At 69.1% G+C, this 21,018-nt stretch carries 22 protein-coding genes; 6 read left to right on the top strand and 16 right to left on the bottom strand.

From position 1 onward, the window contains the following. Positions 1-171 precede the first annotated feature (171 nt). Both RNZ50_05880 and RNZ50_05875 read left to right on the top strand, forming a co-directional pair. A complete protein-coding gene (locus RNZ50_05880; protein MDT8854567.1) occupies positions 172-891 on the top strand; it encodes a VacJ family lipoprotein in 720 nt (239 codons plus the stop codon). After that, complete coding sequence (locus RNZ50_05875; GenBank protein ID MDT8854566.1) at positions 881-1,495, top strand: ABC transporter substrate-binding protein; 615 nt, start codon at positions 881-883, stop codon at positions 1,493-1,495. The genes RNZ50_05880 and RNZ50_05875 overlap by 11 nt, the downstream gene beginning before the upstream one ends. Positions 1,496-1,553: 58 nt before the next feature. On the opposite strand, the gene RNZ50_05870 is transcribed toward RNZ50_05875, so the two are convergent. Then, positions 1,554-3,779: a PBP1A family penicillin-binding protein gene (locus tag RNZ50_05870; protein ID MDT8854565.1), complete on the bottom strand. Its 2,226-nt coding sequence runs from the start codon at positions 3,777-3,779 to the stop codon at positions 1,554-1,556. Positions 3,780-4,075: 296 nt separating this feature from the next. Here RNZ50_05870 and RNZ50_05865 point away from each other — a divergent pair, with 296 nt between their 5' ends. After that, the gene (locus RNZ50_05865; GenBank protein ID MDT8854564.1) at positions 4,076-4,414 is read left to right on the top strand and encodes a P-II family nitrogen regulator; all 339 of its coding nucleotides are present in this window, start codon (positions 4,076-4,078) and stop codon (positions 4,412-4,414) included. A 28-nt stretch (positions 4,415-4,442) separates the two neighbouring features. Further along, the gene (locus tag RNZ50_05860; GenBank protein MDT8854563.1) at positions 4,443-5,804 is read left to right on the top strand and encodes an ammonium transporter; all 1,362 of its coding nucleotides are present in this window, start codon (positions 4,443-4,445) and stop codon (positions 5,802-5,804) included. A 294-nt stretch (positions 5,805-6,098) separates the two neighbouring features. Here the strand turns inward: RNZ50_05860 and RNZ50_05855 are convergent, their stop codons facing one another. From RNZ50_05855 to dapA, 6 genes are all read right to left on the bottom strand, one after another. Further along, positions 6,099-7,280: an amino acid aminotransferase gene (locus tag RNZ50_05855; protein ID MDT8854562.1), complete on the bottom strand. Its 1,182-nt coding sequence runs from the start codon at positions 7,278-7,280 to the stop codon at positions 6,099-6,101. 3 nt (positions 7,281-7,283) lie between these two features. Beyond that, complete coding sequence (sseA, locus tag RNZ50_05850; protein ID MDT8854561.1) at positions 7,284-8,132, bottom strand: 3-mercaptopyruvate sulfurtransferase; 849 nt, start codon at positions 8,130-8,132, stop codon at positions 7,284-7,286. Between the two features lie 132 nt (positions 8,133-8,264). After that, positions 8,265-8,741, bottom strand: a complete 477-nt coding sequence (gene smpB / locus RNZ50_05845; protein MDT8854560.1) for an SsrA-binding protein SmpB — start codon at positions 8,739-8,741, stop codon at positions 8,265-8,267. Positions 8,742-8,888: 147 nt separating this feature from the next. Beyond that, positions 8,889-9,557: a Hint domain-containing protein gene (locus tag RNZ50_05840; protein MDT8854559.1), complete on the bottom strand. Its 669-nt coding sequence runs from the start codon at positions 9,555-9,557 to the stop codon at positions 8,889-8,891. Between the two features lie 147 nt (positions 9,558-9,704). Beyond that, positions 9,705-10,613, bottom strand: coding sequence for a DMT family transporter (locus tag RNZ50_05835; protein ID MDT8854558.1), 909 nt, complete (start codon positions 10,611-10,613; stop codon positions 9,705-9,707). A gap of 40 nt (positions 10,614-10,653) precedes the next feature. Continuing rightward, positions 10,654-11,529, bottom strand: a complete 876-nt coding sequence (gene dapA, locus RNZ50_05830) for a 4-hydroxy-tetrahydrodipicolinate synthase (GenBank protein MDT8854557.1) — start codon at positions 11,527-11,529, stop codon at positions 10,654-10,656. A gap of 224 nt (positions 11,530-11,753) precedes the next feature. Here dapA and RNZ50_05825 point away from each other — a divergent pair, with 224 nt between their 5' ends. Next, positions 11,754-13,712 (top strand): lytic transglycosylase domain-containing protein, encoded by a 1,959-nt coding sequence (locus RNZ50_05825; protein MDT8854556.1) that lies wholly within the window; start codon positions 11,754-11,756, stop codon positions 13,710-13,712. Positions 13,713-13,820: 108 nt separating this feature from the next. Here RNZ50_05825 and RNZ50_05820 read toward each other — a convergent pair whose 3' ends face one another. The 3 genes from RNZ50_05820 to mnmD are packed head-to-tail and all read right to left on the bottom strand — an operon-like array spanning position 13,821 to position 16,263. Beyond that, complete coding sequence (locus tag RNZ50_05820) at positions 13,821-14,693, bottom strand: DMT family transporter (protein MDT8854555.1); 873 nt, start codon at positions 14,691-14,693, stop codon at positions 13,821-13,823. Continuing rightward, the gene (locus tag RNZ50_05815; GenBank protein MDT8854554.1) at positions 14,690-15,571 is read right to left on the bottom strand and encodes a DMT family transporter; all 882 of its coding nucleotides are present in this window, start codon (positions 15,569-15,571) and stop codon (positions 14,690-14,692) included. The genes RNZ50_05820 and RNZ50_05815 overlap by 4 nt, the downstream gene beginning before the upstream one ends. After that, positions 15,568-16,263, bottom strand: a complete 696-nt coding sequence (gene mnmD, locus RNZ50_05810; protein ID MDT8854553.1) for a tRNA (5-methylaminomethyl-2-thiouridine)(34)-methyltransferase MnmD — start codon at positions 16,261-16,263, stop codon at positions 15,568-15,570. Before mnmD ends, RNZ50_05815 begins: the two co-directional genes overlap by 4 nt. 94 nt (positions 16,264-16,357) lie before the next feature. Between mnmD and RNZ50_05805 the strand changes: the two genes are divergently transcribed. Then, positions 16,358-17,407 carry an FAD-dependent oxidoreductase gene (locus tag RNZ50_05805; GenBank protein ID MDT8854552.1) on the top strand — a complete coding sequence of 350 codons (1,050 nt, stop codon included), beginning with the start codon at positions 16,358-16,360 and terminating at the stop codon, positions 17,405-17,407. Between the two features lie 73 nt (positions 17,408-17,480). Here RNZ50_05805 and RNZ50_05800 read toward each other — a convergent pair whose 3' ends face one another. The 6 genes from RNZ50_05800 to RNZ50_05775 form a co-directional block, all read right to left on the bottom strand. Further along, positions 17,481-18,257 carry a MaoC family dehydratase N-terminal domain-containing protein gene (locus tag RNZ50_05800; GenBank protein MDT8854551.1) on the bottom strand — a complete coding sequence of 259 codons (777 nt, stop codon included), beginning with the start codon at positions 18,255-18,257 and terminating at the stop codon, positions 17,481-17,483. A gap of 2 nt (positions 18,258-18,259) precedes the next feature. After that, a complete protein-coding gene (locus tag RNZ50_05795) occupies positions 18,260-18,805 on the bottom strand; it encodes an NAD(P)H-dependent oxidoreductase (protein MDT8854550.1) in 546 nt (181 codons plus the stop codon). A 76-nt stretch (positions 18,806-18,881) separates the two neighbouring features. Next, on the bottom strand, positions 18,882-19,598 hold the full coding sequence (locus RNZ50_05790) for an LrgB family protein (GenBank protein MDT8854549.1): 717 nt from the start codon (positions 19,596-19,598) through the stop codon (positions 18,882-18,884). Next, positions 19,595-19,948, bottom strand: a complete 354-nt coding sequence (locus tag RNZ50_05785; protein ID MDT8854548.1) for a CidA/LrgA family protein — start codon at positions 19,946-19,948, stop codon at positions 19,595-19,597. Before RNZ50_05785 ends, RNZ50_05790 begins: the two co-directional genes overlap by 4 nt. Positions 19,949-20,008: 60 nt before the next feature. Next, positions 20,009-20,476 carry a GNAT family N-acetyltransferase gene (locus tag RNZ50_05780; protein ID MDT8854547.1) on the bottom strand — a complete coding sequence of 156 codons (468 nt, stop codon included), beginning with the start codon at positions 20,474-20,476 and terminating at the stop codon, positions 20,009-20,011. After that, the gene (locus tag RNZ50_05775) at positions 20,473-20,844 is read right to left on the bottom strand and encodes a GFA family protein (GenBank protein MDT8854546.1); all 372 of its coding nucleotides are present in this window, start codon (positions 20,842-20,844) and stop codon (positions 20,473-20,475) included. The genes RNZ50_05780 and RNZ50_05775 overlap by 4 nt, the downstream gene beginning before the upstream one ends. Positions 20,845-21,018: the final 174 nt, after the last annotated feature.

Below are 21,018 nucleotides of genomic sequence, written 5' to 3'. Positions count from 1 at the left end.
TGGATGATACGCTTCGGCGTTGTCATGCACGTAAAGGCTGCTATCCCTTGGTCGTCAACGGCAAAGAAACAGCTTCGCCGGGCCATCCTGCGGGACAGTAGAAACATGATCGTTACTTTTCCATTGCTTTTTGGGCCTTTGGCCGTTTCGCACCCGAAGTCGCGGCTCGGCATGGCTGTGCTGGCACTTGCGCTGGTTTCCGCCTGCACCGCGCCGCCGCCGCCCGCGACGATGAACGACCCCAACGAGGTCGCCAACCGCGAGGTCCACGACTTCAACACCAGCGTCGACCGGGCGCTGCTGCGTCCGGCTTCGGGCACCTACGGCACGTCGATTCCCGCGCCGGTCAAGCAGGGCATCTCGAACTTCTCCGACAACCTCGGCCAGCCCGGCAACGTGCTGAACGGCCTGCTGCAGGGCCGCCCGCAGAACGCGCTGGAAAACACGCTGCGCTTTGCGATCAACACGACGGTCGGCATCGGCGGCCTGTTCGACCCGGCGCGCGCGATCGGCCTGCCGGGCCGCAAGACCGACTTCGGCGAGACGCTGCATGTCTGGGGCGCGGGCGAGGGCACCTATGTCGTGCTGCCGTTCATCGGGCCTTCGACCGAACGCGACACGGTCGGCGCGATGGTCGATTTCGCGATCAACCCGCTGCAACTGCTGCTGCCCAGGCCCGAAAGCTATGTCGGCCCGGTGGCCAAGATCGCTTCAAGACTTGGTGATCGCAGCCAGTATTCCGATACGCTCGACAGCGTTCTATATGACAGTGCGGATGGTTATGCGCAGACCCGGCTGCTCTACCTGCAGAACCGTCGTTTCGAACTGGGTCAGGCGCCCTCGGCCGAAGATGCCTACCTTGACCCCTACGAGGATCCCAATGCTCAATGATACCCCCTTCCTGCTGTCGCGGCGCGGCGTCCTTTGCGGGATCGCCGGGGCCGGGCTGCTGGCCGCCCTGCCGCAGGCTGCGCTTGCGCTGGACGTGGCAGGTGCCCGGTCGCTGATAGACAAGGCGCTGGGCGAAGTGAACGCGGCCATCAGTTCCGGCAAGCCCGCCACCGGGATGTATGGCGATTTCGAGCGGATCTTCGCGCGCTATGCCGACGTCCCGGTGATCGCCCGGTCGGCGCTGGGGGTGGCCTCGCGGTCGGCGAGCGCGGCGCAGATGACGGCCTTCACCCGAGCCTATCAGGGCTACATCAGCCGCAAGTATGGCCGCCGCTTCGGCGAATTCATCGGCGGACGGATCGAGGTGGTCGATGCCTACCCGGTGAAAAGCTTCTACGAGGTGGTCTCGGTCGCGCATCTGAAGGGCCAGGCGCCGTTCGACGTGCGCTGGCATGTGTCGGACAAGTCGGGCAAGGACCTGTTCTTCAACATCATCATCGAAGGCGTCAACATGCTGGCGTCGGAGCGCACCGAGATCGGCGCCATGCTCGACAGGCGGCGGGGCAATCTCGATGCCCTGATCCAGGATCTCAAGACCGCCTGAATCTCAAGACCGCCTGATCGGTGCGGGTCGGCGGGCGGGCCTTTCCGGCCCGCCGCTTTCAGTTGCCGTTCAGCACGCCCAGCACGTCGCGCAGAATCCGTTCGGCCGGGTCCATCTCGCGCTGCGGTGCCGAAGGCAGGGGCGCCGTCAGAGCCTCGGCCTGCGGCGCAGAGTTTGGGGCGGAGTTGGGGGGCGGGCGCCGGGGTTCGGGGATGATCATGGTCAGGGGCGTGGCGGGCAGGCCCTCGTGGACCCGCAGCATCACCTCGTGCCAGACCTCGGCGGGCAGGCCGCCGCCGGTGACGCCGGTCAGCGGCGTGTTGTCGTCATACCCCATCCAGACGCCCGCGACATAGTCGGCGGTGAACCCCAGGAACCACGCATCGCGCGCCGCCTGCGTCGTGCCGGTCTTGCCCGCCGCCTGCCGCCCGTTCAGACGTGCCCGCGCGCCGGTGCCCGAGTCCAGCACCTGGGCCATCATGTAGGTCAACTCCCGCGCCGCACGTTCCGAGATCACCCGCTCGCCGATGCCGCCCTCCTGCCCGATCAGCGGCGTGTCCTCGCCCTGCAGGCGCAGGTCGATCAGCCCGTAGGGCTTGACCGACGACCCTCCGTTCAGGATGCCGGCATAGGCGCCGGTCATTTCGAGCAGCGTCGATTCCGACGCGCCGAGCGCCAGTGCCGGCCCCGCTGCCAGATCGCTCTTGATGCCGAAATCGGCCGCGACCCGGCGCACCAGATCAAGCCCCACCGCCTCTGCCACCCGCACCGCCGGAATGTTCAGCGATTCCTTCAGGGCCTGGGTCAGCGTGACCGTGCCGCGGAACTTCCTGTCGTAGTTCGAGGGTGTCCATGGGCCGGAGCCCCTGATGTTGATGGTCAGCGGCGTGTCCTCGACATAGTCCGCCGGGCTGTAGCCAAGGTCCAGCGCCGCAGCATAGACGAAGGGCTTGAACGCCGATCCGGTCTGGCGCAGCGCCTGCGTGGCGCGGTTGAACGAGCCCGCCACCTCGGTCTTGCGCCCGCCCACCATCGCGCGCACCGCGCCGTCGGCCGACATCACCACGATGGCCGCCTGCGCCTTTGACCCCTCTTTCACCTTGGTTTCGAACACGAAAGCCAGCGCATCCTCGGCGGCCTTCTGCAATCTCTGGTCCAGAGTGCTGTGGATGATGACATCCTCGGTGGTGTCGCGCGTCAGGAAGGCGGGGCCACTTTCCATCACCCAGTCGGCAAAGAAGCCGCCCGACTTGGTCTGGGCCGCTTCCGACAGATGGGCGGGGCTGGCACGCGCCGCGTCGGCCTCTGCCGCCGTCAGATAGCCCTGATCCTCCATCAGGCCCACGATCACCCCGGCCCGCGCCCGCGCCCGTTCCAGGTTGTTGGTCGGCGCATAGTAGGACGGCGCCTTGAGCAGGCCCGCCAGCATCGCCGCCTCGGCCGGGCCGACCTGATTGGCCGACTTGCCGAAATACCGCTGGGCCGCCGCCTCGAAGCCGCGCGCGCCGGCGCCAAGATAGGCGCGGTTGAAGTAGATCGTCAGGATCTCGGCCTTGGTGTATTTGGTCTCCATCGCCATGGCGAAGGGAACTTCCTTGATCTTGCGCCAGATCCCGCCCCTGCGGCAGTCGTTCTCGTATTCGGCCTCGGATTTCCAGGCCTTGGGGTCGTAGGCCACGCCAAGGCACAGCAGTTTCGCGACCTGCTGGGTGATGGTCGATCCGCCGTTGCCCTCCAGCGGGCCCCGGCCCTCGGACAGGTTGATCCGCACCGCGCTGGCGATGCCGCGCGGGCTGATGCCGAAATGCCCGTAGAACCGCTTGTCTTCGGTGGCCACCACCGCGTTGCGCAGGTCGTCGGAAACGCTGTCGGACGTGATCTGCCCGCCGAAGGTTTCACCGCGCCAGGCAAAGACCTTGCCGTCACGGTCGAGCAGCGTCACCGATCCGCGCGCCCGGCCATCCAGAAGGTCCGTCACCGGCGGCAACTGTGCGTGGAAATAAAACACCGCCCCGGCCAGCACCAGCGCCAGCACCCCGCCGACACGCCAGCCGATGCCCCAGACGATGCGCCACACGAAGGTCGCGAAACCCAGGATCATCGCCACCAGAAAATTGCGCCGCGGCGGGCGCTTGCGCGGTGCGGACTTGCGGGGCGCAGGCTTGCCGCCCCCGCCCTTGCCCGACCCGCCGCCCGAAGTCGCGCGCTGCCCCGAACTGCCGCGCTGCGTGGCATAGCGCCGATCCGCCACCAGGGGCGCGCGCCCCTTTCCCGTTCCGCTCATGCCTGCCTTGCCCGTTCTTTTCTCGTCGTGCCTGCGTGCCCGCGCCTCGGGTCGCGCCCGCTGCTTTGGGGCAGTTTACCCTGCCTTCACCGGAATGTGGAGCATACGCTTTTGTGATTCGAGTCCGCAGAGCGGCTAAAAAATAAGCAAGTGCCAATAAAGGTGCAAAAATTGTGCAAATCTGCTTCCGCTGGGTCATTCCGGGCCTGCCCTTTTCTTGTGCTGCATCCGCGAAAGCCGCTTTCTGGCACCAGAGGCCCCCCATGGGCCGCCTTGCCAACCGGAAGGGGATCAACGTGAAACTCATCATTGCAGCAATCAAGCCGTTCAAGCTGGAGGAGGTCCGCGAGGCGCTGACCGCCATCGGCGTGCGCGGCATGATGGTGACCGAGATCAAGGGCTTCGGCTCGCAGTCCGGTCACACCGAAATCTACCGCGGCGCCGAATATGCGGTGAATTTCGTGCCGAAGGTCCGGCTCGAAATCGTGGTCAGCGACAGCCTGGCCGAACCGGTGGTGGAAACCATCCGCACCACGGCGAAAACCGACAAGATCGGCGACGGCAAGATCTTCGTGCTGGATGTCGAACATGCCGTGCGGGTGCGCACCGGCGAAATCAATGACGACGCGTTGTGATCGCGGTCGGGAAGGGGAATCCGAAACCATGAACAATTTTCTGAAACTTTCGGGGCTTGCCGCGCTTGGCGTGGCCGCGGCCCTGCCCGCCTGGGCGCAGGAGGCCGCCGAGACCGTGACGGAAACCGTCGCGGAGACGGCCGCCGTGGTCGTCGACACGATGGACAAGGGCGACGTTGCCTGGATGATGGTCTCCACCCTGCTGGTCCTGTTCATGATCCTGCCCGGCGTCGCGCTGTTCTACGGCGGCCTGGTGCGGACCAAGAACATGCTGTCGGTGCTGATGCAGGCCACCGTGATCACCGCGCTGGTGATCGTGGTCTGGGTGTTCTGGGGCTATTCGATGGCCTTCGGTGATGCCGAGTCGGCCTTCTGGGGCGGGCTGGGCAAGGCCTTCCTGTCGGGCGTGACCATCGAGTCGATGGCGGCGACCTTCACGGCCGGCGTGGTGATCCCGGAATACGTCTTCATCAGCTTCCAGATGACCTTCGCCTGCATCACCGCGGCCCTGATCGTCGGCGCCTTTGCCGAGCGGATCAAGTTTTCGGCGCTGCTGCTGTTCATCCTGCTGTGGGTGACGGTGGTCTATTTCCCGATCGCCCACATGGTGTGGGATTCGGACGGGCTGATCTACGGCTGGGGCGCGCTGGACTTTGCGGGCGGCACGGTCGTGCACATCAACGCGGGTATCGCGGGTCTGGTCGGCGCGCTGCTGATCGGCAAGCGGGTCGGCTATGGCAAGGACAACATGGCGCCGCATTCGATGACGCTGACCATGGTCGGGGCCGCGATGCTGTGGGTCGGCTGGTTCGGCTTCAACGCCGGGTCCAACCTCGAAGCCAACGGCGGCGCGGCGCTGGCGATGATCAACACCTTCACCGCAACGGCCGGCGCGATCCTGGCCTGGGTGGTGATCGAGATCCTGACGCGCGGCAAGGCATCGATGCTGGGCGCGGCCTCGGGTCTGGTGGCCGGTCTGGTGGCGGTCACGCCCGCGGCGGGCTTTGCCGGGCCGGTGGGCGCGATCTGCCTCGGCATCGTTGCCTCGGCGGTGTGCTACTTCTTCGTGGCGGTTGTGAAGCACAAGCTGGGCTATGACGACAGCCTCGACGTGTTCGGCATCCACGGCGTCGGCGGCATTGTCGGCGCCCTGGGGACCGGTGTGGTCAACTCTGCGGCGCTGGGCGGGATCGGCTATGGCGACATGAGCATCGGCGGTCAGGTCTACACGCAGTTCCTCGGGGTCATGGTGACGATCCTGTGGTGCGGCATCGGTTCGCTGATCCTCTACAAGCTGGTGGATCTGGTGATCGGCCTGCGCGTCAAGGAAGAGGTGGAGCGCGAAGGGCTCGATCTGGCCGAACACGGCGAGCGCGCCTACAGCATGTGATCGGCCTGGCCGGGGGGCTCCTCCTCCCCGGCCGGTGCCTGTGGTCGCGGGCCGGGGTTCCTCCCCTCCGGTCTGCGAAACCGAAGGCCCGGGCACGCGGTGACGCGCCCGGGCCTTTGCTTTTCCGATTCTGGCGGCGGGGCTGCCATCGGCGGTGGCATCGAGCCACCGCCGATGGCGCTGACGCGGATTGACCGTCAGGGGCGGTGGAGGTTGCATCCTGCCTGCAATGCCCGCCGGAGGGGCCGGCGGACGGGTCGGAGCCTCCGGCGGGGATATTTGAACAAGGTGAAATCAGCCGGTCACTTGTGCCACGGCGCGGGCGAGGATCGGCACGGTGGTGGCGTTGAGGCCGGCGATGTTGATGCGGCTGTCGCCGACCATGTAGATGCCATGATCCACCCGCAGGGTCTCCACCTGATCCGCCGTCAGGCCGAGGCGCGAGAACATGCCGCGGTGACGGGCCACGAAATCGAAGCGGTCGGAGTTGGTGGCGGTGCGCAGAGCATCGGCCAGGGCCTGCCGCAGGGTCAGCATGTTCAGCCGCACCTCCTCCAGTTCCGCCTTCCAGTCGGCGGTCAGGGCGGCGTCCTGGTGGATCATCGTCACCAGACGCGCGCCGTGGTCGGGCGGAAAGGAGAAGTTCTGCCGGTTGAGGAAGGCGAGGTTGCCCTGCACCACGCCCCGCCCCGCCGCATCGCCCAGCGCCAGCAGGATTCCGGTGCGTTCGCGGTAGATGCCGAAGTTCTTGGAGCAGGACGCGGCAATCAGCACCTCGGGGCAGCGCGCCGCGATCAGGCGGGTGGGGGCCGCGTCTTCCTCCAGCCCGTCGCCGAAGCCCTGATAGGCGAGGTCGATGAACGGAATCGCGTCTTTCGCCAGCAGCAGGTCGGCCACCGCCGCCCACTGCGCAAGGCTGAGGTTCGCCCCGGTCGGGTTGTGGCAGCAGCCATGCAGCAGCACCACGTCGCCGGGTTTCACCATTGCCAGATCGGCCAGCATCCCGTCGAAATCCACCGCGCCCGACGTGGCGTCGAAATAGCGGTATTCCGCCATCTTCATGCCGAGGTAGCGGATGATCGACGGATGGTTCGGCCAGGTCGGGTTCGACAGCCACACCGTGGCATCGGGCGCGGCCAGCCGGATCAGTTCCAGCGCCTGCCGGATCGCCCCGGTGCCGCCCGGCGTGGCCACGGCGGCGATGCGGTCGGCGGCGACCGTGCCGCCCAGGATCATCGCCGACATCGCGGCATGGAACGCGGGTTCGCCCGCAAGGCCGGTGTAGGTCTTGCTGGTTTCGGTTTCCCAAAGCCGCTTCTCGGCGGCCTTCACGGCGCGCATCACCGGGGTCAGGCCGGTCGCATCCTTGTAGACGCCGACGCCGAGGTCGATCTTGACCGGGCGGGGGTCGTCCTTGAACATCTGGATCAGCTGCAGGATCTTGTCCTGCGGTTGCGGTTTCAGTGCGGTCAGCATGAGTTACCCTTTTTCGACTCGCAGATCGTCATACATGCCCCATTCGGACCAGGATCCGTCATAAAGCGCATGGTTGCGGTGCCCGATGCGTTCCAGCGCCAGGCTGAGCACGGCGGCGGTGACGCCCGAGCCGCAGGTGGTGATGGCGGGCTTGGCCAGATCGACGCCCGCCGCGACGAAGGCGGCGCGCAGGGCGTCGGTGTCCTTCATCGTGCCGTCGGCATTCAGCAGCAGGCTGTAGGGCAGGTTCTTCGAGCCCGGAATATGGCCCGAGCGCAGGCCCGGCCGGGCCTCGGCCACCTCGCCCTTGAAACGCCGCGCGCTGCGGGCGTCGATGATCTCGGCCTCGCCCAGCTTGGAGGCGTGCGCGACCTGCGTCACGTCCTTCACCAGCCCGGCCTGGCGCTGCACCGTGATGTGGCGGTCGCGCACCACCGGGGCCATGTCTTCCACCGGGTGACCTTCGGCCACCCATTTCGGAAAGCCGCCGTCCAGCACCGCGATGTCGGTCTTGCCCATCAGGCGGAAGGTCCACCACACCCGCGCGGCGGAAAACAGCCCCGCGCCGTCATAGACCACCACCTGATGCCCGTCGCCCACCCCCATCGCCCGCATCCGGCTGATGAACTTTTCCACCGGCGGTGCCATGTGCGGCAGCGGCGAGCGCTGGTCGGTGATCTCGTCGATGTCGAAGAACCGCGCGCCGGGAATGTGCGACGCCTCGTATTCGGCGCGCCCGTTGCGCCCGGCATCGGGCAGATACCAGCTGGCATCCAGCACCCGCAGATCGGGGTCTTTCAGATGCGCCGCCAGCCACTCGGTGGAGACAAGGGTCTTGGGGTCGTCGATCAGTCGGGGCTGGGTCATGCGGGGGCTCCTCGCGGCTGCAGACACGGCATAATCGGCGCGGGAGTTTCAGGCAAGGTCGATGACCCTCGCCGGTCGCGGCATTGCGTCATGGCGCCGTTTGGCGTGGCGACCGGCTCAGGCGTTGTTCTGCTTCATCAGCCGGGCTTTCTGGCGGTCCCAGTCGCGCTTGGCTTCGGTGGCGCGCTTGTCGGCCTGTTTCTTGCCCTTGGCGATGCCCAGCTTGATCTTCACGATGCCGCGTTCGTTGAAATACAACTTCAGCGGCACGATGGTCATGCCCTCGCGCGCGGTGGCGTTCCACAGCCGCGACATTTCCTTCTTCGACACCAGGAGCTTGCGCCGCCGACGCTCCTCGTGCCCCCAGGTCTTGGCCTGAAGATAGGGCGCGACATAGCCGTTGATCAGCCACAGCTCGCCACCCTCCACCGAGGCATAGCTTTCCGCGATGTTGGACCCGCCCTGCCGCAGCGATTTGACCTCTGACCCGAACAGGATGATCCCGGCCTCCAGATCGTCCTCGATGTGGTAGTCGAACCGCGCGCGGCGGTTTTCTGCGATCAACTTGGAATTGAGGTCGGATTTTTCGGCCATGATCCCCCCGAGATAGGCGAGGGGGGGCGCAAAGTCCAGACGCGGCGGCACTGGCGTCCGCCCCCGGCCTGCGATCAGGGTCGCGCGGGGGCTGCCGGGTGGGATGCCGTTGCGGGCCGCTCCGGTCCCCGGGCAGGTCGGGGCGGATCAGCAGGCGATGCCGCCGGCCAGACAGGCGTCGCGGCGGCGGATCAGCTCGCGGGCCGCGATCAGGTCCAGCCGGGTGAAATCGCCGGCCTCGGCGTCTTCCGCCGGGGTATCGACGCCCGGGCAGTGCAGCCGCAGGCCGCTGTTGGCATAGATCGCCTCTTCCTCGGCAAAGATCAGCGTGATCGCCTCCAGCGGGCGCAGGATCGCCCGTCGGGTGATGCCGCGCAGCCCTTCCAGCGCCGCGGCCGCCACCATCGCCACCAGTGCGTCGGGCATGTCGTCCTCGGGCAGGATGTCGAACATCACCTGCTGGCGCGGCAGCAGCAGCAGGTCGGCGCAATTGTCCAGCGCGCCGCCGGGCACATGCACCAGCCAGGCGCCCTCGCCGGGCAGCAGCCAGTTGCGGTCGATCGCCACGATTCCGCGCAGGCCGCCGTCAAGCGTGTGAACCCGGTCGCCCCGGCGCAGCGTCTCGACCGGCTGCCAGCCGGCTGCGGTTTCGACGGCGATTCCCTCGGTCAGCCCCGAGACCAGCCGCGCCGGCGCGGGAACCGGGGGGCGGCAAAGGGGGTGGCCGCGAGGCGGGAGATGTCTTGCATGAACATGGTCTGATCCTCCGGGGGGCTGGTCTGAGCCGTTAAGCGGTGTGGCGGCCGTGCTGGCCATGTGCCCAACAAGCACCCGGATTTTGCCATTTTTCGGACATGGATATGGCTCTGTCAGGGCATTGTTTCCGGACTGGAAACTGTGGCCACGGGCTTTTGCCCAATGTGGCAGGATGCAGCGCCGCTTAACTTTCCGGAAATCAGAAATTCATTCTCTGTCAATGGTTTGGCGCGATGCCTTGGCCGGTTGATTCGCGGCCCCGTCCGGCCGGGCCGAGCGCATCAGCGTATAGATCCCCGTCGCCACGATCACCGCGCTGCCCAGCAGGGTTGCGAAATCCGGCGTCTCGGCGAACACCGCGACGCCGAGGATCAGCGCGAACACCAGCCGCGTGTAGCGGAACGGCGTGACCACCGACACCTCGCCGATCCGCATCGCCGCCGTCAGCGCATAATAGGCCGCAACCCCCACCGCCGTCGCCGCCGCCAGTTGCCCGGCGGCCAGCGGCGCGGGCCAGACCGCCCCGCCGGTAAAGGCCAGCAGCACCGCTCCGGTCGGCACCATCATGGCAAAGCCGTATATTCCCAGTTGCAGGTTCGACAGCACCGGCGGCGCTGCCCGCGTGGCAAGGTCGCGCCCGGCAAAGCCGATCATCCCGGCCACGGCCAGCAGCGAGGCGGGGGTGAACCCCTCCAGCCCCGGCCGCAGGATGATCAGCACCCCGACGAAGCCGAAGCAGATCGCGCTCCAGCGCCGCCAGCCGACCCTTTCGCCAAAGATCAGCGCGGCCCCGCCCACCACCACCAGCGGCGTTGCCTGAAGAATGGCCGAGGCGCTCGACAGCGGCGTGAAGGCGATGGCAAGGGTGTAGAACAGCCGCCCCGCCACCTCGAACACCGCCCGCAGCAGGATCGGGCGCGACAGGATGGCGGGGTGCAGCACACGCTGGCCGCGCCGCCAGGTCAACACGGCGAAGGCCAGCATCCCGCCGCTGCCGAAGATCATCAGGATCAGCCCGACCGGCACGCTGGCGGCCGCCGATTTCAGCAGCATGTCCTCGACCGCGAACCCTGCCATCGCCGCGGTCATCAGCAGCGAACCGCGGCGATTTTCCATCATTCGGCCTTTCCGGGTGCCCGCAGGCCGACCCGTGCGGTCAGTTGATCAGCCCGGCATGCTGCATGGCGGCGTCGATCCGTGCCTTGGTGCCCTCGGTCAGCCCGACCAGCGGCAGGCGCACGTCCTCGGAACAGCGGCCCAGCCGCGACAGCCCGTATTTGGCCCCCGCCAGCCCGGGTTCAAGGAAGATCGCCTCGTGCAGCGGCATCAGGCGGTCCTGGTATTCCAGCGCCAGTGCATAGTCCCCCGCCAGCGTCGCCGCCTGAAACTCGGCGCAAAGCCGGGGCGCGACGTTGGCGGTGACCGAGATGCAGCCCCGCCCGCCATGGGCGTTGAAGCCCAGCGCCGTCGCATCCTCGCCCGAAAGCTGGATGAACTCCGCGCCGCAGGTGATGCGCTGCTGGCTGACCCGCTCCAGCCGCCCGGTGGCATCCTTGACCCCGATGATGCGCGGCAAAGCAGAAAGCTTGCCCATGGTCTCGGGCGTCATGTCCACCACCGACCGGCCGGGGATGTTGTAGATGATGATCGGCAGCGTGCAGCAGTCGTGCAGCGCGGTGTAATGGGCGATCAGCCCGGCCTGCGTCGGCTTGTTGTAATAGGGCGTCACCACCAGCGCGGCATCGGCCCCGACCCGTTCGGCGTGGCGGATCAGGCGGATGCCTTCGACCGTGTTGTTCGACCCGGCGCCCGCGATCACCGGCACCCGGCCTGCGGCGGTTTTCACCACCACCTCGACCACGGTTTCATGTTCCTCGTGGCTCAGCGTCGGACTTTCGCCTGTGGTTCCGACGGGGACCAGCCCGGCCGAGCCTTCGGCGATGTGCCACTCGACCAGCTTCTTCAGCGTGTCGAGATCCAGCTCGCCGTTCTTGAACGGCGTCACAAGGGCAGGAATGGACCCTTTGATCATGACACGCTTCTCCTTGATATGGGGGCTGGGCACGCCCGAGTCGCCCCGTTGCAAACCCGGCCTTCCTAGCGCCGGGCGCGCCGCTTGCCAAGTTCCGCAGGCGGCGGGGCGGGGCCAAATTCCTTGCAAAGGAATTTGCAAAACTCTTGCAAGAGTTTTGGTCTCTCCCTCCCTGATGCGGTTGTGTGTTGAAGCTGGCCGCCCGCTGAGGCAAACTCGCCGCCATGACCCTGATTTCCCCCCCTCTCCGTCGCCTTGCCGCGCGTCTCGCGCCGCTTTTTCTTGCCGCATTGCTGCTGACCCCGGTCGCCCGTGCCGATCCGGCCGACTCCTTGCGCGCCGCGCTGGGGCTGGCCGCGATGCGGGACTGGCCCGCTGCCCGTGCCACGGCCGAGCAGGCCGGGCCCGTCGCGCAAAGCATCGTCGAATGGCAGCGCCTGCGCGCAGGCGAGGGGTTGCTGGGCGATTACGAGGCGTTCCTCGCCCGCCACCCCGACTGGCCCGGTCTTGCGCTGTTGCGCCAGAAGGGCGAGGCGGCGGTGGCGCGGTCCTCCACTCCGGCGCGGGTGGTTGGGTATTTCGGTGCGGCGCGGCCGGGCACGGCGGCCGGATCCATCGCCATGGTGCGCGCGCTTCAGGCCTCCGGTCGCGGGGCCGAGGCGCTGGCCGAGGCGGAGCGGGCCTGGGTCGCGTTGCGGTTCGAGCCGGGCGAGGAAACCGCCGTGCTGGCCCTTGAACCCGGCATTGCCGCCCGGCACGAGGCCCGGCTCGACAAGCTTCTGTGGCAGGGCCGGGTCAGCGAGACGCAGCGCATGTTGCCGCGCGTGTCGCCGGGCTGGCGGGCGCTGGCGGCGGCGCGGATGGCGCTTCATGCCGATGCGGCGGGGGTCACGGCGCTGATCGAGGCGGTTCCCGCAGCGCAGGCCGGCGATCCGGGGCTGGCCTATGAACGCTTCGTGTGGCGGATGCGCAAGGGGCGGGATGCCGATGCTGCGGCGCTGATCCTGGAGCGCAGCGGGTCGGCGGCGGCTTTGGGCGACCCCGATGCCTGGGCCGACCGGCGGGCCGTGCTGGCGCGCGGGCTGATGCGGGCGAGCGAGGCGGCCACGGCCTACCGTGTCGCCTCACGGCACTGGCTGCAGCCGGGGTCGGACTATGCCGACCTGGAGTTCCTGGCCGGCTTCATCGCGCTGCGCAAGCTGGGCGATGCCGAAACCGCGCTGACCCATTTCCGCAACCTGAAGGCTGCGGTGGCGACACCGATCAGCCTCTCGCGCGCGCTTTACTGGGAAGGGCGGGCCGAGGAGGCCGCCGGGCGGAGCGCCGCCGCCGAGGCGGCCTATCGCGCGGCCGCCCGCTACCAGACTGCCTATTACGGCCTGCTCGCTGCCGAAAGGCTCGGGCTGACGCTGGATGCGGGCCTCTTGTCCGAGGCGCGTCCGGCTGACTGGCGCAGTGCCGGGTTTGCGCAATCGTCGGTGCTGGCCGCGGCGCGGCTGCTGCTCCAGGCGGGCGACCGGGGGCAGGCCAAGCGGTTCATGCTCCATCTGGCCGAGAAGCTGAACGGCACCGAACTGGACCAGCTTTCCGATCTTGCCCTGTCGCTGAACGAGCCGCATGTCGCGCTGCTGATCGCCAAGCAGGCGGCCGAGCGCGGCGTGATCCTGCCAAGGGCCTATTTTCCGGTGACCGGGCTGGTGCCCGACGGGGGGGCGGTGTCGCGGGCGCTGGCGCTGGCGATCTCGCGCCGGGAAAGCGAGTTCGACCCCGCGGTGATCAGCCCCGCCGGGGCGCGCGGGCTGATGCAGGTGATGCCCGGCACCGCCCAGTTGATGGCGCCGAAGCTGGGTCTGCCCTTTGCCGCCGGGCGGCTGACGGCGGACCCGGCCTACAACGTCGCGATGGGGACAGGCTATCTGCGGCAACTGGTCGACGAATTCGGACCGTCGATCGCGCTGGTTGCTTCGGGCTACAACGCGGGGCCGGGGCGGCCCCGGCGCTGGATCGGCGATTTCGGCGACCCGCGGCTGAGCGAGGTCGACGTGATCGACTGGGTCGAGACCATCCCCTTCACCGAAACCCGCACCTATGTGATGCGGGTTGTGGAATCGGTGGTGATCTATCGCGCCAAGCTGCGGGGCACGGTCGGGCCGGTGCGGGTCACGGCGGAACTGCGCGGCTAGAGGGCGGGTGGGTGCCGGCGGAACGGGGGGCTGTCTGCCCCCCGCGCGGCCGTTGGCCGCCCCCCCGAGGATATTTGGGCCAATGTGAAACTGGGAAAGGGGCCCGGGTCAGCCCTTTGCCGTCACCCTTTGCCGCCACAATGTGAACAGACCGGCCGCCACCACGACGCCCGCGCCGATCGCGACGTTGGTTTCCAGCGTCTCGCCAAACACCAGCAGGCCGAGCACCGAGATGAACACCAGCTGCAGATAGGCGAAGGGCTGCACCGCGCTGGCCTCGGCCACCTCGTAGGAGCGGATCAGCAGCCAGTGCGCCGTGGCGGCCGTGCAGCACAGCGCCGCCATCCAGCCCCAGTCGGGAAGGCTCATCGGTTCCCAGAACCACACGCCGATGCAGGTCATCGCCGCGGCACCCACCGTTCCGGTCCAGAAGAAGCTGACCGCCGCCGCGTCGCCGCGTGCGACATAGCGGGTCAGCAGCCCGTAAAGCGCGAAGAGGAACGCGGCGAGCAGCGGAACCAGCGCCCAGGGCGAGAGCACCGTGATTCCCGGTTGCAGGATGATCAGCACGCCGACGAAGCCCGCGCCGATCGCCGCCCACCGCCGCCAGCCGACCTTTTCGCCCAGCACCGGCCCCGACAGGGCGGCCACCAGCAGCGGGTAGCAGGTGAACACCGCATGGCTTTCGATCAGCCCCAGCTTGACGAAGGCCACCACCATTACGCAGACCTCGGCCGCAAGCAGCAGGCCGCGCAGCGTTTGCAGCCACGGGAAGCGCGAGCGGGCGGCGGCGCGCAGGCTGCCGCTTTGCCGAACCGCCATCGCCATGACGAAGGCGGCGAAGAACCAGTAGCGGATCATCACCACCATGAAGACGTTGTAGTTTTCTGCCAGATGGCGCGAGATGCCGTCCTGAACCGAAAAGACCAGCGTCGTCGCCACCATCAGCCAGATGCCAAGCCGGGTATTCTGTTCGGTCATGCGCGTGCTCCGGCGGTGGCGGCGTGCGCGCGCCACAGGGTGAACAGCCCGGCCGCGATCACGATGGCGGCCCCCGCCACCACGTTGGGGCGCAGCGTCTCGTCGTAGACGGCAATGCCGATGGCGCTGACGAACACGATCTGCAGATAGGCGAAGGGCTGCACCGCGCTGGCCTCGGCCGTGGCATAGCAGCGGATCAGCAGCCAGTTGGCCAGCAGCGCCAGCGCGGCGTAGACCGCCATGAGTGCCCAGTCGGGGGCGGTCAACGGCTGCCAGACCGGCAGGCCCGCCAGCGTCATCAGCCCCGCACCGATCATCCCCGACCAGAAGAAGCTGACGAAGGCCGGTTCCGTCTGCGTCGCGCGCCGGGTCAGCAGGCTGTAAAGCGCGAACATCAGCGCCGAGGCCAGCGGCAGCAGCGCCGCCGGGCTGAACACGCCCGACCCCGGTTGCAGGATCACCAGCACCCCCGACAGCCCGGAGCCGATTGCGAGCCAGCGCCGCCAGCCGACCCGCTCGCCCAGCACCGGGCCGGACAGGGCCGCGATCAGCAGCGGGCAGACGGCGAACACCGCATGGCTTTCGATCAGCCCGATCAGGGTGTAGCCCCAGACGATCACGCAGACCTCTGCCACCAGCAGGGCGGCGCGCGCCAGATGCAGCACCGGCTGCCGCGTGCGGACCGCGGCGCGGACCCCCTCGGGTCGGCGGAGCGCCAGCACCAGCACGAAGCCCGCGAACACCCAGTAGCGGATCATCACCACCATCAGCACCGGGTTCTCCGTCGCCAGATGCCGCGAAAACCCGTCCTGCACCGAAAACACCGCCACGGCGGCGATCATCAGCCAGATTCCAAGCCGCGTGTCCTGTCCGGTCATGCGCAGCGCACCCCGGCGGACATGTGCCGCTTCCGGCCATGGCCCGGCAGGCGGCGGACCTGAAAGCCAGCCGCCTGCAGGGCCCGCCGCACATGCCCCGCGGCCGTGTAGGTGGCGAAGGTGCCGCCGGGGGCGGTGTGGCGGCCGACCTCTGCCATCAGCGCGTCGGACCACAGGTCCGGGTTCTTCGCGGGCGAGAACCCGTCGAGAAACCAGGCATCCGCCCGGCCCTCCCAGGCGGGAAGGGTGTCGCGCGCGTCGCCGAGGATGACCTGCGCCGTGATCCCGTCCAGGTGGAGGGTGGTGCGCCCTGCGGCCCATTGCGCAAGGAACGGGCCGGCCACCGCCGCCGCCTCGGGAAAGGCGGCCAGGGCGCGGGCGATGTCGGGGCCGGGCAGCGGCCAGGCCTCGAACGAGGTGTAGCGCAGCGGGCCGGCAAACCCGGCCTTGCGGCAGGCAAGCAGCGTGGCCAGCAGGTTCAGCCCTGTCCCGAACCCCAGTTCGGCAATGTGGAACCCCGGGCGCAGCCGGGCGGGCAGGCCGTTGCCCGCCAGAAACACGTGCCGGGTTTCGGCCAGCCCGTCATCCAGCGAGAAATACGGGTCACCGAACCGGGTCGAGACCGGCAGCACCCCGCCCTGCCAGGCAAGGATGCCGCAGGGAGGGGCGGCGCTCTGGTCTGCTGTCGTCATATGCCCTAAACCCCGCCTCGTGTCGGCGGACCATGGCCAAGGGCGCAGCAAATGGCAACGCCGGATCTCGGCACGGCACTTGAAAGGATGGCAGATGGCACACCCCGACCTGACGGTGATGGGCGGCGGGATCTTCGGGCTTTCCGTCGCCTGGGCGGCGGCCCGGCGCGGCGCGAAGGTCCGGCTGATCGAGGCTGACCGGATCGGGGCCGGATCGAGCGGCGGTCTGGTCGGCGCGCTGTCGCCGCATGTGCCGGAAAACTGGAACGATCTCAAGGCGTTCCAGCTGGAAAGCCTGCTGATGGCCGAAGGCTGGTGGGGCGCGGTCGCGGCGGCATCGGGTCTGCCCACCGGCTACGCCCGGCTGGGGCGGTTGCAACCCCTGGCCGATGCGGCGGCGGTGGCGGCGGCGCAGGGGCGGACCGAGGGCGCCGCCCGGCTGTGGCAGGGCCGGGCCGAATGGCGGGTGGTCGAGGCGAAAGGCACGGGGTGGGAGCCGCCAAGCCCCTCGGGCTGGCTGGTGGCCGACACTCTGACCGGTCGGCTGCATCCGGGGATGGCGGCGCAGGCGCTGGTTGCGGCATTGCGGGCGGCGGGTGCCGAGGTGATCCTTGGGGCGGTGGAACCGGGGCCGGGGCCGGTGGTCTGGGCGACAGGGGTCGCGGGGCTGGCGGCGCTGTCCGCGCAGGTCGGGCGGCAGGTCGGCAACGGCGTCAAGGGGCAGGCGATGAGCCTTGCCTACAACGCGGGCGACGTGCCGCAGATCTTCATGGACGGGCTGTTCCTCGTGCCCCATGCCGATGGCACCCTGGCGATCGGCTCGACCAGCGAGCGCCAGTGGGACGACCCGACCGGCACCGACGCCCAGCTCGACGCGCTGCACGCCCGCGCGGTCGCGGCCTTCCCGGTGCTGGCCGGGGCGGCGGTGATCACCCGCTGGGCGGGCTTGCGGCCACGGGCGGCCTCGCGCGCGCCGATGCTGGGGGCATGGCCGGGGCGGCCGGGCTGGTTCGTCGCCAATGGCGGCTTCAGGATCGGCTTCGGCATGGCGCCGATGGTGGCCGAGACGATGGCCGATCTGGTGCTGGATGGGGAGGACCGCATCCCCGACGGCCTGACGGTCGGGGCCAGCCTGAAGGTCTGACGACCACCATCGGCTCCGGGAGCCAAAATTTTTCCAAAAATTTTGCGGCCGGCTCTCGGGGTTGGCCCCGGGATCAACCCGCCTCTGCCGCCATGCACAGCCGCCCGTGCGGCCCGCGCACCCAGAGCCGCGCGCCGTCGGCGCAAAGCCACGCCGCCTCGCCCGCCAGCAGCGGGGCCGTGGCGCGGTAGCGAAACGTGGTCAGCCGCCCCAGCCGCGCCTCGGCCAGCAGCATCAGCCGTTGCGCCAGCAGGGGGCCATGCACCACAAGGCCGCCGTAGCCTTCGACATGACGGGCATATTCGATGTCGTAGTGGATGCGGTGACCGTTGAAGGTCAGCGCCGAATAGCGGAACAGCAGAGTCGCCAAAAAAGCCGCCGGTTCGGTCACCTCCGCCGCGTCGGGCGCCTGCGGCGGGGTCGGCGGGGGCGCGCCGGGCGTCGCCTCGGCGCGGTAGACCAGATCCTGCCATTCGGTCACGCAGATGCGCCCCGCCTGCCATACCTCGTGCCGCAGGGTTACCAGCGCCAGCGGGCCGCTGCGGCCGGTCTTGCGGGTCACGCTGTCCAGCGTGGTGTGCCGCTCCGCCGGGGTGCCGGCGTGCAGCGGATGCGCGAATACCAGCCGCCCGCCCGCCCACATCCGGCGCGGCAGGCCGACGTCGGGGATCAGCCCGCCCAGCTTCGGGTGCCCGTCACGCCCCAGCCCCTGCGGCGGTTCGGCCTGCCAGAAATAGACCTGATGGCCGAACGGGATCAGCGGGCTTTCCGGTGCGCGGTCAATGCCCAGCGTGGCGCAAAGGGCGGCGGCGCGGGCCGGGTCCATCACGTCGGTCTGAACATGGGTCATGGTCACCCCCGCAGCGCCTCGGCGCGCAGCAGATGCATCAGCTCGGTCAGCGCCGCCGTGTTGCGCGCGTCGGTCAGTCGGCCTTCGGCATCGAAGGCGCTGCGCGACTGCGCCACCAGCACCTCCGGCCCGGTCAGCAGGCGCGGGCGGAACGGCGTCAGGCACAGCCGCAGCGAGAACTGCGAACGCTCGCCTCCCGCCCGCCCGTCGGCGGCCGACAGGATTGCCACCGGCTTGTCGCGCCACGGCCCGCCCTTGGTGCGGCTGACCCAGTCCAGCGCGTTCTTCAGCACGCCGGGCAGCGCCTTGTTGTATTCCGGCGTGGAAATCACGATGGCATCGGCGCCCGCGATCTGGTCGGCCAGACGCTGCACCCCGGGCGGAATCCCCTCGGCGGCCTCGAGATCGCCGTCATAAAGCGGCAGGCGCAGGTCTGCGTGGCCCACATCTGCCGGGCCAAAGGCACGGACGGCCTCGGCCAGCAGCAGGCGGTTGGTCGAGGCGGCACGCAGCGCGCCGCAGATGCAAAGCAGGGTGGGGTTTGTCATGCGGGCTCCGGTCTGGGTGGAAAGGGGGGGTGCCTCCGGCGGGGATATTTGGGCCAAGATGAACGGGAAAGGCCGGTCACAGGAACAGTTTCAGCATTGCGGGGGCCAGAAACGCGGTCAGCACCGCATTCAGCCCCATGCCGAGGCCCGCGAAGGCGCCGGCCGTGGGGTGGACCTGAAAGGCGCGGGCGGTGCCGATGCCATGCGCCGCCATCCCCACGGCAAAGCCGCGCGCCCGCCAGTCCTTCAGCCGCAGCAGGTTCAGCAGCGGCGTCGCCACCACCGCGCCGATGATACCGGTCATGATCACCAGCACCGCCGTCAGCGTGGGCGACCCGCCCAGCGATTCCGAGATGCCCAGCGCCACCGGCGCGGTGGCCGATTTCGGCGCGAGCGAGATCAGCGCCTCGCCGCGCACCCCCAGCGCCCAGGCGATTCCCAGTGCCGAAGCGACCGCCGTGGCAGACCCGGCCAGCAGCGCCGCCAGCACCGGCACCAGGGCGCGACGGACATGGGCGCGGCTGTCCCACAGCGGCAGCGCCAGCGCGACCGTGGCGGGGCCGAGCAGAAAATGCACGAACTGCGCGCCTTCGAAATAGGTGGCATAAGGCGTCGAGGTAACGGCCAGCACCCCCGCCAGCAGCACCACCGCGATCAGCACCGGGTTGACCAGCGGCCTGCGCCCCGCCGCGCGGAAGGCGGCGTCGCCGATGGCATAGGCCGCCAGCGTCGCGGTCAGCCACAAGAGCGGGCCTTGCGAAAGATAGCTCCAGATCTCGGTGAAATCGGTCATTCCGCGTCCTCGAACCGGTTGTTCGTCCAGCGCGCCACGGCGTCGAACACCAGCGCCCCCACCGCAATCGCCAGCACGGTCGAGACCACCAGCGCGATCAGGATCGGCCCACCCTCGCGGCCCAGCCGGTCAAGGTGCCCGACCACGCCGACCCCGGCCGGCACGAACAGATGGCCGAGGATGCCCTGCGCCACCGGGCGCAGCATCGCCGCCAGTCCGGGCAGCAGCGCAAACCCCGCCAGCAGCAGCACCATGCCCAGCACGGGGCCGGGCAGTGGCAGGTGAAGCGCACGGGCGACGGTTTCGCCCGCCAGTTGCGCGGCCAGCAGCGTCAGAAGGGCGGGGATCATCGGGCCTCCGGTCGGAATGGCGGCATCCTGAGGCCGGGGGGCGGCGTTGGCAAGGCCGCGTCACACCGGCCTTGCGAAGGTCAGCGAGGTCGGGCGCAGATACCCCGGATGCGCCGTGGCCCCGGTCTGCCGGAAGCCCAGCGCCGCGAAGGTGGCGTGGTTTTCCAGCAGCTCCACCCGGCTTTGCAGTTCCAGCAGCGGCAGGCCCAGCGCACGGGCGCGGGCCTCGGCCGTGGCAATCAGCGCCCGCGCCAGCCCCTGCCCGCGATGCGCGGCATCAACCGCCAGCTTGCCGATATGCAGCATTCCCGGCTTCGGCGTCAGGAACACACAGGCCACCGGTTTCGCACCGATCAGCCAGACCTCGGCTTCCTCGGCTTGCCGGGCGATGTCGGCCACCGTCAGGTGGTGCATCGAGGACGGCGGGTCGATCCGCCCCTCCATCCCGGCGAAGGCGATCTGGATCAGCCGCAGCACCGCGCCCCAGTCCTGCGGCGCCTGCGCGCGGTAGGGGGTGGCGGGGGTCATCGGCATGGCAGACCATCGGCAAGCGCGATCCACGGCAGCGCCTCGGCACTGTGGACGTGCTGGGTGGGGGCGAAGGCTTCGGGATGGTCGAGCGTGGCCGCGTAGAAGTGCATCTCGCCCGGGAAGCGGGTCGCGCGGTAGGCCATCGGCGTGCCGCAGGTGCCGCAGAAATCGCGCCAGACGCCGGGGCTGGAGCCATGGGTGGCGGGTTTGGCCCCCGTCCAGCGCCAGGCCCCGTCCGCCACGCCCAGAAACGAGGTGAAGCCCGAGGCCGTCGCCCTCCGGCAGCTTTCGCAATGGCAATGCGCCTGCCACAGCGGGGCGGCGTCGCAGGCAAGCGCACCGCACCACACAGGCAGCGGCCGCAATAGGGTGGGATCATGGCAGCCCTCCGGTGCCGTGGACCACCGGAGTGTGCAGGGGCGGTGACCGCCGGTCAAGCCCGCGCCTCGCAGCAAGATGATGTGGACAAACCGCCGATCCCCCCGATATGCGGGGCTTGGCCGTTGACTCGCTGCGCGCCACGCCGGACGATGCCCCTT

This window comes from Paracoccaceae bacterium Fryx2 (assembly GCA_032334235.1).
Lineage (GTDB): Bacteria > Pseudomonadota > Alphaproteobacteria > Rhodobacterales > Rhodobacteraceae > JAVSGI01.
Note: the sequence above shows the minus strand (reverse complement) of the source record. Positions and strands in the feature narration are given on the sequence as shown.